Raw genomic sequence first — 12,537 nt, forward strand, 5'->3', positions numbered from 1 at the left:
CAGATTACATACAAGCTTCCCAGTCAGCATACTGCTGTTCCAATTGAGATTTCTTCTGTTGCATTTGCTCTTGAATCGCTTGAATCCGTACATAGTCGTTGTATACTTCAGGGTCAGCCAATTCTGTCTCTAGCTGTTCAATTTCTGATTCCAGCTCTGCAATTTTAGCTTCCAACTGTTCCGCTTTACGCTGGCGGGCACGTTCATCGCGCTGTTTCTGCTTGTCCAACTCGTATTGGGCTGCGCCGGAACGTCCTGTAGTATCTGCAGCAGCGTCATTAGTAGCAGTTGAACTGGAGGCAGGTGAAGTCGATGTATGCACGGTAGCAGGTGGTGTCCGTCTACGCTGCTCTTGCTCAGCAGCATCTTCTTCCAGCTCCTGCTTCTTCGTTACGTAATCATCGTAGTTGCCGAAGTAGGAGGTTGCACCTTGAGGCGTCAACTCTACAACTCGCTCTGCCATCTTATTTAAGAAGTAACGGTCGTGTGAAATAAACAGCAATGTGCCTTCATAATCCATTAAGGCTGCTTCAAGCACTTCTTTGCTGAACAAATCAAGATGGTTCGTCGGCTCATCTAGAATGAGCATATTGGCTTGCAGCAGCATAAGCTTGGCTAAGGCAACACGAGCTTTCTCGCCGCCGCTTAGCGAACTAACCAGCTTGAGCACATCATCTCCACTGAATAAGAAGCTGCCAAGCACTGTGCGAATACGCACTTCATCTAGGTGTGGATATGAACTCCATACTTCCTCTAGTACGGTATTGCTCGGATTTAGTGCTTCCTGTTCTTGATCATAATAGCCAATGGACACATGTGTGCCCCATTGGAATTGTCCTTGATCCAACTTATGCTTACCGATCAGGCTCTTGAGCAATGTTGATTTACCAATCCCGTTAGGCCCGATCAACGCGACAGTTTCACTGCGATCGAGATTGAGATCGACATTTTTGAATAGCGGCTTGTCAGGCTCATAAGAAACAGATGCATCTTTCAAGCGTAGTACGTCGCGTCCGCTCGTTCGTGTAATCTCAAAGGAGAAGGAAGCTCGCTTAAGATCACCTAATGGTCTGTCGACGCGTTCCATTCGATCCAAAGCTTTGCGGCGGCTCTGAGCACGCTTGGTTGTCGAAGCGCGAACAATATTACGCTGAACGAATGCTTCCATCTTCGCAATATCTTCTTGCTGCTTCTCGTATTGTTTTAGCTCTTGCTCGTATTCAGCAGCTTTTAATTCCATATACCTGCTGTAATTTCCCGTATAACGCTTCGCTTGATTGCGCTCAATTTGCACGATGCCTGTTACCATGGCATCTAAGAAGTAGCGGTCATGAGATACGACGAGTACAGCGCCCGGATAGGAGCGCAGATATTGCTCTAACCAAGTTAACGTATCGATGTCCAAGTGGTTCGTCGGCTCGTCCAGCAAAAGAACGTCTGGCTGCTGCAGCAGCATGCGTGCCAAGGCAAGGCGTGTCTTTTGTCCGCCGCTTAACGTATGAATAGGCGTGTTCGGGTCCATGGAACCGAAGCCCATGCCGTGAAGAATGCCGCGGACGCGAGCTTCCATAGCATAGCCGTTCTGCTCCCGGAACCAATCGGATCGTTCTGAATAGCGGTGCATCGTTTCTTCATAACGAGCAGCATCTTGAGCCAGCTCTGGATCCGCAATTTGCTTCTCCAATTCGCGCAGTTCAGCCTCTGCTTCGATCAGATGCTGGAATACATTTATCATTTCTTCCCATATGGACAAGTTGGATTGCAGGCCGCTATTTTGTGCCAAGTAACCGATTGTCGTTTCCTTCGCCTTGTACACATGCCCCGAATCGGGCGATAGCTCATCTGCAATAATTTTAAGCAGGGTGGATTTACCCGCGCCGTTGACGCCTACTAAACCCATTCTTTCTCGGGCTTGGATATGAAAAGATATATCTGTTAATACAGGCGTAATGCCGTAGTATTTCGTCACTTTGTTTACTTGAAGCAGCATACTAATTCTCCTCCGTGTCACTAGCTGATTATAGTGTACATGAATTCTCGGAAAACGACCACAAACGTTCGTGCATTGCTAGCCGTAGCGGCGTAAGGGTGATACACTTAAAGAAGAAAATCATAAACGTGCTTTTATGGAAGCAACTGAAATAAACAAGTATCTTCATGTGGTGTGAGGGATGACCAACGTTTAACTTGGCAGGAGGTGAGAGCTATTGGTAGAGCTTAATGAAGATGAGCGCAAGCTTGCTGCTGCTTCTTCGAAGCATGTGCTTCGCGTCCAGCTAAAGTCGCGCCGATCAGCGGTGACGATTCAAGAGCGTAAACAGGCTAGTGAACAAGCCTGTACGCATGCTGAGAGCTGGCTCAGGCAGTTAAGGGCGGATGCCAATAGACCGCTGCGGGTGTTTGCCTACATGCCATTTGGACAAGAGTTGGATATTGTACCTATGCTTACGAAACTTGCTCATGAGGGCAATGAGGTCTATGTTCCTGTTGCTGATGAAGCAAACCGCGATATGAGCTGGCATGCATGGCACCCTGATGTGAAGATGCAGACCGGATTGTATGGCATCCAAGAACCGGAACAAACGGTTCCCGCATTGAGCGTTGAGCGATTCGTTGAAGTTGATGCTGTACTCGTGCCTGGCTTGGGCTTTGATCTAGCTGGAGGCAGAATAGGCATGGGGGCGGGCTATTATGACCGCTTCTTAGCGAAGTTGCAGCAGCAACGCGAAGAGCTACCTTATATCGCTGCGCTTATTTACGAGTGGCAGCAGGTAGAAAGCATACCGATGGAGAACCATGATCTGCCTGTACATCTCATTATTTGCCCAGATGGTGTACAATGGACATATGCAGGCATAGCTTGTGGGAAGGATCGGTGAACAATGGACGTGTTGACGCATTTTAACGAGCAAGGACATGCGAAAATGGTTGATATTACAGGCAAAGATGTGACGAAGCGAATAGCTACAGCTCGCACGACCGTTCGTATGGACCCCGTGACGCTCCAGCGTATTAAGCAAGGTCAGATCGAAAAAGGAGACGTGCTAGCCGTTGCGCAAGTAGCTGGTATTATGGCTGGCAAACAGACTGCACAGTGGATTCCAATGTGCCATCCTCTTATGCTTACAGGTATGAATATTACGTTCTCAGACAACGATGAAGATACATTGACTATAGAAGCGGAAGTGAAGACGACAGGCAAAACTGGCGTCGAAATGGAAGCGCTGACGGCGGTATCTGCTGCTGCGCTTACGGTATATGATATGTGCAAGGCTCTCCAGAAAGATATCGTCATAGGGCCAACTTACCTCGTTGAGAAGTCAGGCGGGAAAAATGGCGATTATCGGGTTGAGGACGAGCAGTAAGGTTAACGGTCGGGAGGAGGATTGGTTATGAATTGGAAAGTAGCGCTATTGACCGCAAGCGATAAAGGATCACGCGGTGAACGGGAAGATACGAGCGCACAGGTTATTCGTGAATTGGTAGAAGAGGAGCTGGGCGGTGTTATCGTGGACTATCGCATCGTACCGGATGAGATGAATGATATTTCAGCATCCTTAATTGAAATGGCGGATTATCATAAAGCAGATTTGATTCTGACCACAGGCGGTACAGGTCTTGCTCCCCGGGATGTGACACCTGAAGCGACACTAAAGGTAGTAGATCGGATTGTGCCAGGCATAGCAGAGGCAATGCGATACACGTCCATGCAGAAGACGCGCAGAGCTATGCTGTCTCGCGGTGTGTGCGGCATTCGGAATCGCACGCTCATCCTCAATCTGCCAGGAAGCCCAAAAGGCGTCCACGACAACTTAATGGCTGTTATTGATCAATTGCCCCATGCCTTAGAAGTAGCGAGCGGACGTTACCATGATCATGATTAAATCACCCCTGCTAATCTAATTCCGTGCAAGTGATGGCTATAAATTGATTTCTTTTGCTCATCTACAATAAAAGTTGGTATTTTATAGGCGAATGTTGTGGTATGATGATTACAGCATTTGTATGTAGACATGGGTGAAAGGAGTCGATCCAGGTATGCCATCCGGTATAGGTATTCCAGGACTTATTCTTATTTTGATCTTGGCTTTACTGCTGTTCGGACCTAATAAGCTGCCTGAACTTGGCCGTGCATTCGGTCGGACACTTCGTGAATTCAAGGCTGGCGCACGTGATGTTATGCGAGATGATGAGGATAACAAGGGAACGGAGCGCAAGGAAGTTCAAGCGGAGTCCACCGTTGTGTCTTCCTCTACTAACGTTTCGAATGGACAAGCCGCAACACTGTCCAGCGAACCGCCAAGTCAGTCCAGCACATCACGTCGTCTGCCAGAATAATTGGACAGCATGGCGAAAGGGCAGGTATGTGCCAGCAGAGCTGAGGCTTCCATTTATGACGTGAAGCAGCGTTGTGCGGAATACTGCAAGAACAGGTTGGTGTGTAGGCATGTCGCAAGATACTGAACAACAGTTATCTGTTATCGAGCATATTACGGAGCTGCGCAGACGAATTATGTATATTGTGGCAGTGCTAGTCGCTGGACTCATCGGCGGTTTCTTTTTGGCGGAACCGCTGTTCCAATACGTGATTAGCCGACCTCCGGCTGATACCTATACGTTCAAGAGCTTTTCACCTTGGGATGGTGTAGGTATTTATATGAAGTTTGCATTTCTCGTAGCATTATCGTTAACGCTTCCTTTCATCATGTATCAGCTGTGGGCATTTGTTTGTCCAGGCTTAAGGGAGCATGAGAGAAAGGCAACATTGAAGTACATACCTTTCGTATTTGTATTATTCATTGCAGGGATGTGCTTCGCTTACTATATTGTTGCACCGATGGCATTCCAGTTCACTGCGAATGTGAACCAGCAGCTAGGACTGCAGGAGCTGTATGGGATTACACATTACTTAACGTTCTTGTTTAATCTTGTGCTGCCGATGGCCTTATTGTTTGAACTGCCCTTAGTTATTATGTTTCTGACAGCCATTCGGATCTTGAATCCATTGCGACTACGCAAAATGCGGCGGTTTGCTTACTTCGGATTGGTGCTTATCGGGGTTTCTATATCGCCCCCGGATTTTATATCAGATTTTTTGATAACGATTCCACTTATATTGCTGTATGAATTCAGTGTGCTGTTATCTTCCTTTATCTATCGCAATCAGCTTGCTAGAGATAAGGCGTGGGAAGAAGAGTTTGAGGCAGGACATCCGCATTCTGTTAGCTAGACACTATCTCTCAGCTCAAGCCATAACAAGCGACATTGCTTACAAGTGGCTTGGGTTGTTTTTTTTCATACGTTTTCGGGTATGATGGTGAAGGTGTTTGTAAGTAGTGTCGGAACATGACGGATAGGCTCGCAAGCCATTTTTATTATAAAAAATGCTGGCTTACTACTTGCAAACTAGACATAAAATAAGTATCATAGAGATTGTTATTAGCACTAACCGATTACGAGTGCTAATAATGACGAAGTGGTTTACTGGAGCGCGCTGCTATACGTAGTTGCTGCTCTAACTATATAACCTTTTGAGTAAGAAGGAGGCTATTTTTCATGATCAAACCTTTAGGTGAACGCGTATTGATTGAAGCAATCGCGAAAGAAGAAACGACTGCATTTGGTATCGTATTGCCAGATACAGCTAAGGAAAAGCCGCAAGAAGGCCGTGTAGTAGCAGTAGGTAGCGGTGCAATCAAAGACGGTCAACGCATTCCGCTTGAAGTACAAGAAGGCGATCGTGTCATCTTCTCTAAATATGCTGGCACAGAGATCAAATTCGAAGGCAAAGAGTATTTGATTATGAAAGAAAGCGATATTCACGCTATTCTTGGGTAATTGCCTGCACATACTTACTTGTAAATGAGACCGTCGAGAGCGGCGGGATAAATATAGTACGAACAATTTGAACGATTCAGGGAGGGTTTCATAATGGCTAAAGAAATCAAGTTCTCAGAAGACGCACGCCGTGCGATGCTTCGCGGTGTTGATACACTTGCTAACGCTGTTAAGGTTACACTTGGACCTAAAGGTCGTAACGTGGTATTGGAGAAGAAATTCGGATCTCCACTTATCACGAATGACGGTGTAACAATCGCTAAAGAAATCGAGCTTGAAGATGCATTCGAGAACATGGGTGCTCAACTCGTTAAAGAAGTAGCTACAAAAACAAACGATGTTGCTGGTGACGGTACAACTACAGCGACAGTTCTTGCTCAAGCGATGATTCGCGAAGGCTTGAAGAACGTTACTGCTGGCGCGAACCCTATGGTTCTTCGCAAAGGTATCGAGAAAGCAGTTAAAGCTGCAGTTGAAGAGTTGCAAACTATTGCGAAGCCAATCGAAGGCAAGCAAAGCATTGCTCAAGTAGCTGCAATCTCCGCTGCTGATGACGAAGTTGGCCAATTGATCGCTGAAGCGATGGAGAAGGTTGGCAAAGACGGCGTTATTACAGTAGAAGAGTCCAAAGGCTTCTCTACAGAGCTTGAAGTCGTAGAAGGTATGCAGTTCGACCGCGGCTACATCTCTCCTTACATGATTACTGACACAGACAAGATGGAAGCAGTTCTTGATAATGCATATATCTTGATCACAGATAAGAAGATCTCCAACATTCAAGAGATTCTTCCTGTACTTGAGAAAGTGGTTCAACAAGGTAAGCAGCTTGTTATCATCGCTGAAGATCTTGAAGGCGAAGCACTTGCAACACTTGTTGTGAACAAACTTCGTGGTACATTCACTTGCGTAGCTGTTAAAGCTCCAGGCTTCGGCGACCGTCGTAAAGCAATGTTGCAAGACATCGCTGCATTGACTGGTGGTCAAGTGATTACAGAAGAGCTTGGTCTTGAGTTGAAATCTACAACTGTGGAGCAACTTGGTTCCGCGCGTCAAATCCGCGTGACTAAAGAGAACACAATTATCGTAGACGGTAGCGGTGCGAAAGAAGATATCGACGCACGCGTTAAACAAATCCGTACTCAACTTGAAGAAACAACTTCTGAGTTCGACAAAGAGAAATTGCAAGAGCGCTTGGCTAAATTGGCTGGCGGCGTTGCAGTTATCAAAGTCGGCGCAGCTACTGAAACAGAATTGAAAGAGCGCAAGCTCCGCATCGAAGATGCTCTTAACGCAACTCGCGCAGCAGTTGAAGAGGGTATCGTAGCTGGTGGTGGTACTGCACTCTTGAACGTATACAATGCAGTTGCAGCAGTTCAAGTTGGTGGCGACGAGCAAACAGGTGTTAACCTTGTATTGCGTGCACTTGAAGCTCCAGTTCGCACAATCGCTGAGAATGCTGGTCAAGAAGGCTCTGTTATCGTTGAGCGCTTGAAGAACGAGAAAGTTGGCGTTGGTTACAATGCAGCTACTGGCGAGTGGGTTAACATGCTTGAAGCAGGTATCGTAGACCCTGCGAAAGTAACTCGTTCTGCGTTGCAATACGCTGCTTCCGTTGCAGCTATGTTCTTGACTACTGAAGCGGTAATCGCTGACAAGCCAGAAGAGAACAAACCAGGCATGCCTGATATGGGCGGCATGGGTGGAATGGGCGGCATGATGTAATAAGGACTTCTAGTCCTTGTACGTCATGTGCCTAGCAGAGTGAATTTTCGTTCATGTTGAACGGGAAATTTATGATGCAGTCACTGATTATAAATGATGAAAGACCACTTCTTAATCTTATTAAGAAGTGGTCTTTTTTTGTTGTTAATTCTCGCATTTAAAGATTACCTTGATGATCGTATGTTTATAAACACGATATAGATAAATCTCAAAAATTATCAGATCATGTTGGGTGAGTTTGTTAAGTGTTGCATAAAAATTTTAGATATAACATCCGTTTGTTGTACTATAGACAGGATAAATTATAAATCTCATAAATACTGTATATGATAATATATACATAAATTGTTATCGTGACATTATCGGAAATTCTTGCAGAATTCATAATGAAGCCTTATAAGTGAAGTCGACTTCCTGTCATTGTTGTAGAATCGAATGTAAAAACATGTTGAGGATTATGGGAACAAATGCCGACATAGTATGATTTATTGTTTTCTATCAATCTACGTACAAAAACTGTTCCGGGACAAATAGGACAATCTGTTATTACATTATTTGATATTAATACTTCATTATTTTCTATAAGGTCAAGATACATAAAATTACCTTTCCCAGTAGGGATCTTTGTGTTCTTATTGATTCTTAACTCTATTGCTATGAAGCCGATTGCCAAACCAATAAATACAACAATCCATGAAATTATTTTTAACCAATTTGGCAGTTCGAGTGTAGTCAGACTTAATCCAAATACACTTCCAATAGAAGCTATATTGCCAATTATACTTATTACTCCTAATAATAAAGACCATTTTACTATTTTTTTAGGGGATCTAAGTATTCGCTGGTCTGCCTTTTCATATTGAACTAACTCTTGATTATCTGAGCCATAATAATTTGTAACAACATTAATATTTTCACCGAAATGCATATTACCTAAATTGGTAATATTGTTATTTGAATAACTATTATTTTGACCAACTTCAGGTCCACAAATATTGCAATATTTAGAGTGAGGGGGAACATTAGTATTACATTTTTCACATAACATGATAGATACACGTCCATTTCAATATATTGATTTAAAACAATATTCAACAAAAAATTCTGATTTCCTCCCCGTCTTCACTGAAGTTTCTTTCTAAGTTGTTCTAGAAGGCAAGTACATTCAATAACAGCATATTTACGCTCCTTGGTCTGCCTAGGGATTTCGAGGACGTGAAAGTCAGCGGACATCCTTGCACCACCTAACCGCGTTGAGATTGGGTTGTTGGCCTTAAGTTGGTAAGGGTTCGTAGATACAAAAGTGTTATGTGAAATGCTATTAAATGCTATATAAACTTGAAGATATGATATAGTTAGATTCAAATAAATACGTTCAAAGGAATTTAAACGTGAGGTGGACAAAATTAATCCATATCGTGAGTTTGTCGCAAGTATCTCAGCTACGGAATTTGAAAAGTTTTGTTTTGAAATATTGAATGCTTATGCTGAAGCTGAGGCACTTAAAGACTTCTCCATACTTCATAATCAAAAAGTTCAGACCAATGATGGAGAGTACCAAATTGATATTATCGCCGAATTTATAGCACTATCTGTAAGCTTTAAAGTGATTGTTGAATGTAAGCGTTATATGCGGACAGTGGAACGTGAGAAAATTGTGGTTTTAGCTGACAAGGTGCGAAGCTTAGGTGCACATAAAGGGATATTAATTTCTACATCTGGTTTTCAAAGTGGAGCAATAGAATATGCAAGGCAGCATGGAATCGCGCTCTTGCAAATATTCGATAAGTCCATTATGCATATTCAAAACTCCAGTAATCCGCAAATAGATCATATACTCATAGAATTTATTAAACAGTCTCCTAAATATTACGCCTACCAATGGAGCACTAGGCTGAATGATTTTCCTGACAAACAAATATATCCATCAAAAACTATGTTATTGGAAATTCATAAGAAGATATTGAAGCAATATTACGGAAATAACAAATAAGAAGAAACCATCTCAAAAAAATACCATTATTGAAATTAAGAAAGAAGGGGCTTATCTCATAGAAGAGATAGAACTTCTCAATTCCGATTCGTAGATGCAAGATGGTTAGAGATATCGATTAAGTATGAAAGGATAAAATAAATGGGTATTACTTCTAAGACTAGAAAGATGCTTTGGGGCAGATCAGCTAACAGATGTGCAATTTGTAGAATGAATCTGGTTATGGATGAAACTGAAACTGATGATGAATCAGTAATAGGGGATGAATGTCATATTGTTGCAAGAGAAAAAGATGGTCCACGTGGAGATTCAGTCCTTACATCAGAACAGAGAGATAAATATACAAATTTAATTCTCTTATGTAAAGTGCATCATAAAGTTATTGATGATCAGTCATTTAGCTATTCAGTTCAATATTTGACTGAATTAAAGGAAAAGCATGAGGAATGGGTAAACAAGGCTTTAGATCTTGATGTTGTAAAACAGCGTGATGAAGAGGTCTATATGACGTTTATAGACAAATGGTCTGAGTTGTGTGAATTGGAGAATTGGAAGTCTTGGACATCCAATATATTCTTTGCAGGAGGGTACTCGCTATCAATACAGATGAATGATAAATTGCAAGAGGTAAAAGAATATCTTTTTTCTCGGATTTGGCCTGAAAGATACCTTGAATTAAATGATTCATTTGAGAATTTTACAATTATTTTAAATGATTTTTTTGGTGTTTTTCACAAGCATAGTGAAAGACGGGGGGAATATTATTATACAGAAAGATTTTACAATGTAAGAGATGGGGATGAAGAAAAGTATCATGGATTATTATGTGAATATAATTTTCATGTAGATTTGTTACAGGACTTGTTGCTTGAATTGACTAGAGCAGTAAACCATATTTGCGATATGGTTAGAAGATTCTTGCTACCTTCATACAGAATAAATGAAGGTCTTTTATTAATCGTATCAGGGCCATATAAGGATTTGAGTATGAGGGTTTTTCGAACTCAATATAAAGAGAAGAATAGGAGTACAGAGCTGTATCCCGGACTGGATAAATTTAAAGAGATTAGAAGTACTAGAGATGTTTGTTTTGGAGTAGGAAAGGATGCAAATGATCCAGAATTCCTTAAAAATACATGAGCGCACTTGAAAAATCTATATCTTCTCACACCGAATTTACGTGCTTGCTCTTAGTGTCCAATAGAGGTAGATTCAGTGAGCTGCGAGGCTGAGCATTGAAGTTATTTCATATTGAGCTAACGAAGAACAATACTTCCACATAAAAATTGTTTTCTTAGTGATTTAAAGATTGAGAATGAATCTCTACTATTGATTATATAATTCCCTAATCGTATTTTTATACTATGATTTGTGGAATCTCGTATCTGCTGTCAATTATGTAAAGAAAACCTAGCAAGAAATTAATATACCGATTAAAATGCTATAAATATTGAATGCTCAAGATAAGGAAGATAAAACTTGTTAAGTTAATGAACAATAGTCTGATAAAATCTAGAACATCTTTATGAGGAGCATTTATATGTATAATTCTTTAGAAAAATTCTATGAATTAGTCGAAAAAGGAACAGAGAATAATAGATGGGATTATAAAAGAGATATTCAGTTAAATCCTAATAATTCATTTGCTAATTTATTGAAGGATATATTAGCGTTTGCAAATAGTGGTGGTGGATGGTTAGTCTTAGGTGTAGAAGATAATAGTGAAATACTGGGGGTAGAGAAGCAGGTTGACCCGACATCACTAGGACAAAAAATACAAGACATTATTGGTGAGCAAATAATGTTTGATTTAAATTATTATGACATTTATATAGAATCAGTAAAAACAGTTGGTTTATTGTATGTGTACAATTCTGAGAAGTTGTTAGTTTCACCAGTAAATTTAAATAACGATAAAGGAAGGCCAATAGTTAATGAAAATACAATTTATTATCGTAGAAATGCTAGTTCGATTAAGGCGAATATAGACGATTTAAATTCTCTGATTTATAAAGTAAGTCAATTAGGTAAATATGAATTTAAAAAAGAAGATATTGATTTGATTAAAAGTAAAAAATCAGAGTATGCATTCTTCAAAAATGAAAATGCCTTTTTTAGAGGTGAGTTTAAATTTAGTGCAGCTACATTCGCTGATAAATTGAATACTATTTTTACTTTTTATCAATCTGAGTATACTAAATATGAGATGGGAATTTTATTAGGCTTCGAAGTGAATGCTATTGATGATTACTTTGAAGGTAAGAGATTTCCTAAACTAGAGCATTTATTACGTGCTGTTGAAATGTTTGATTTACCACATGATTACTTTTTTTCAAACTACAATTTTGATGAAAAAACCGTTTATACAGGAACCTTTAATTACATATGTAATATTAGAGAAAACTGAAGATAAGGCAGGGTTGTTTAATTATGGATTCGGTAAAGCAATACTAGAAATACTCTATGATACAGCTAGAGAGTTCTCTTATTTTAAAAAATGGTTGTACTGTGATGAAAGAGAAAAATTAAAACCCGAAGAAAATGTATGGAGCAGATTGACTAATCAAAATATGATGTATGAAAACTATGAGAGGCATTTTGAAAATGTTGAGGAATCATCATACAACACCTTTAAAAGGAAGCTACGTATTCAATATTATAAGGAATTAGAAAAAACACCGAACATAGATGTAAGTTTCCTTAATGAAAAAACACTTACTCATTTAACATATAGCAGTACAGAGTATGTGTGCAAATTTATTTCAGAATTGATTAGAAATATACATATAATAGATGGAGAACTTCGTATAGAGTATAATTTTATATATGATGTAGAGAATAAATTGATTCGTTCTAGAACATATGATGAGAAGAATATGAAAGTAATTTTTAAAGCTGAACGTACGTTGGATGAGTTAGTAGAAGATATATAAGAGGCTCTATAACCTATATTAAGGTCAAAAAATATAATAAGAGATGAATGA

General features: G+C 40.7%; 13 protein-coding genes. 11 read left to right on the forward strand and 2 right to left on the reverse strand.

All coding sequences use genetic code 11. The features are described 5' to 3' along the window. Positions 1–4: 4 nt before the first annotated feature. Positions 5–1,990: an ABC-F family ATP-binding cassette domain-containing protein gene (locus FPZ44_RS01350; protein WP_144986695.1), complete on the reverse strand. Its 1,986-nt coding sequence runs from the start codon at positions 1,988–1,990 to the stop codon at positions 5–7. 217 nt (positions 1,991–2,207) lie between these two features. Between FPZ44_RS01350 and FPZ44_RS01355 the strand changes: the two genes are divergently transcribed. The 7 genes from FPZ44_RS01355 (at position 2,208) to groL (ending at position 7,560) form a co-directional block, all read left to right on the forward strand. Beyond that, the gene (locus tag FPZ44_RS01355; RefSeq protein WP_144986697.1) at positions 2,208–2,879 is read left to right on the forward strand and encodes a 5-formyltetrahydrofolate cyclo-ligase; all 672 of its coding nucleotides are present in this window, start codon (positions 2,208–2,210) and stop codon (positions 2,877–2,879) included. Positions 2,880–2,882: 3 nt separating this feature from the next. After that, positions 2,883–3,365: a cyclic pyranopterin monophosphate synthase MoaC gene (moaC, locus tag FPZ44_RS01360; RefSeq protein WP_144986699.1), complete on the forward strand. Its 483-nt coding sequence runs from the start codon at positions 2,883–2,885 to the stop codon at positions 3,363–3,365. Positions 3,366–3,392: 27 nt separating this feature from the next. After that, on the forward strand, positions 3,393–3,884 hold the full coding sequence (locus tag FPZ44_RS01365; protein WP_144986701.1) for a MogA/MoaB family molybdenum cofactor biosynthesis protein: 492 nt from the start codon (positions 3,393–3,395) through the stop codon (positions 3,882–3,884). 154 nt (positions 3,885–4,038) lie between these two features. Beyond that, complete coding sequence (locus FPZ44_RS01370; protein WP_144986703.1) at positions 4,039–4,338, forward strand: twin-arginine translocase TatA/TatE family subunit; 300 nt, start codon at positions 4,039–4,041, stop codon at positions 4,336–4,338. 109 nt (positions 4,339–4,447) lie between these two features. Then, positions 4,448–5,230: a twin-arginine translocase subunit TatC gene (tatC, locus tag FPZ44_RS01375; RefSeq protein WP_144986705.1), complete on the forward strand. Its 783-nt coding sequence runs from the start codon at positions 4,448–4,450 to the stop codon at positions 5,228–5,230. Positions 5,231–5,556: 326 nt separating this feature from the next. Next, positions 5,557–5,838 carry a co-chaperone GroES gene (groES, locus tag FPZ44_RS01380; protein WP_028593286.1) on the forward strand — a complete coding sequence of 94 codons (282 nt, stop codon included), beginning with the start codon at positions 5,557–5,559 and terminating at the stop codon, positions 5,836–5,838. Positions 5,839–5,931: 93 nt separating this feature from the next. After that, positions 5,932–7,560 (forward strand): chaperonin GroEL, encoded by a 1,629-nt coding sequence (gene groL, locus FPZ44_RS01385; RefSeq protein WP_144986707.1) that lies wholly within the window; start codon positions 5,932–5,934, stop codon positions 7,558–7,560. A 394-nt stretch (positions 7,561–7,954) separates the two neighbouring features. Here groL and FPZ44_RS01390 read toward each other — a convergent pair whose 3' ends face one another. After that, positions 7,955–8,608, reverse strand: coding sequence for a hypothetical protein (locus FPZ44_RS01390; RefSeq protein WP_144986709.1), 654 nt, complete (start codon positions 8,606–8,608; stop codon positions 7,955–7,957). Positions 8,609–8,956: 348 nt separating this feature from the next. Between FPZ44_RS01390 and FPZ44_RS01395 the strand changes: the two genes are divergently transcribed. The 4 genes from FPZ44_RS01395 (at position 8,957) to FPZ44_RS01410 (ending at position 12,486) form a co-directional block, all read left to right on the forward strand. Further along, on the forward strand, positions 8,957–9,553 hold the full coding sequence (locus FPZ44_RS01395; protein WP_186785872.1) for a restriction endonuclease: 597 nt from the start codon (positions 8,957–8,959) through the stop codon (positions 9,551–9,553). Between the two features lie 141 nt (positions 9,554–9,694). Beyond that, entirely contained in the window at positions 9,695–10,693 is a 999-nt protein-coding gene (locus FPZ44_RS01400) for an HNH endonuclease (protein ID WP_144986713.1), read from the forward strand. Positions 10,694–11,093: 400 nt separating this feature from the next. Continuing rightward, a complete protein-coding gene (locus FPZ44_RS01405; RefSeq protein WP_186785873.1) occupies positions 11,094–11,960 on the forward strand; it encodes an AlbA family DNA-binding domain-containing protein in 867 nt (288 codons plus the stop codon). 13 nt (positions 11,961–11,973) lie between these two features. After that, on the forward strand, positions 11,974–12,486 hold the full coding sequence (locus FPZ44_RS01410; protein WP_144986717.1) for a hypothetical protein: 513 nt from the start codon (positions 11,974–11,976) through the stop codon (positions 12,484–12,486). Positions 12,487–12,537: the final 51 nt, after the last annotated feature.

Source organism: Paenibacillus agilis (genome assembly GCF_007786455.1).
Lineage (GTDB): Bacteria > Bacillota > Bacilli > Paenibacillales > Paenibacillaceae > Paenibacillus_B > Paenibacillus_B agilis.

Coding starts and splice junctions, on each gene's coding strand:
- FPZ44_RS01350 (WP_144986695.1), bottom strand. CDS start 1,990: ATGCTGCTTCAAGTAAACAAAGTGACGAAATACTACGGCATTACGCCT.
- moaC (WP_144986699.1), top strand. CDS start 2,883: ATGGACGTGTTGACGCATTTTAACGAGCAAGGACATGCGAAAATGGTT.
- FPZ44_RS01365 (WP_144986701.1), top strand. CDS start 3,393: ATGAATTGGAAAGTAGCGCTATTGACCGCAAGCGATAAAGGATCACGC.
- FPZ44_RS01370 (WP_144986703.1), top strand. CDS start 4,039: ATGCCATCCGGTATAGGTATTCCAGGACTTATTCTTATTTTGATCTTG.
- tatC (WP_144986705.1), top strand. CDS start 4,448: ATGTCGCAAGATACTGAACAACAGTTATCTGTTATCGAGCATATTACG.
- groES (WP_028593286.1), top strand. CDS start 5,557: ATGATCAAACCTTTAGGTGAACGCGTATTGATTGAAGCAATCGCGAAA.
- groL (WP_144986707.1), top strand. CDS start 5,932: ATGGCTAAAGAAATCAAGTTCTCAGAAGACGCACGCCGTGCGATGCTT.
- FPZ44_RS01390 (WP_144986709.1), bottom strand. CDS start 8,608: ATGTTATGTGAAAAATGTAATACTAATGTTCCCCCTCACTCTAAATAT.
- FPZ44_RS01400 (WP_144986713.1), top strand. CDS start 9,695: ATGGGTATTACTTCTAAGACTAGAAAGATGCTTTGGGGCAGATCAGCT.
- FPZ44_RS01405 (WP_186785873.1), top strand. CDS start 11,094: ATGTATAATTCTTTAGAAAAATTCTATGAATTAGTCGAAAAAGGAACA.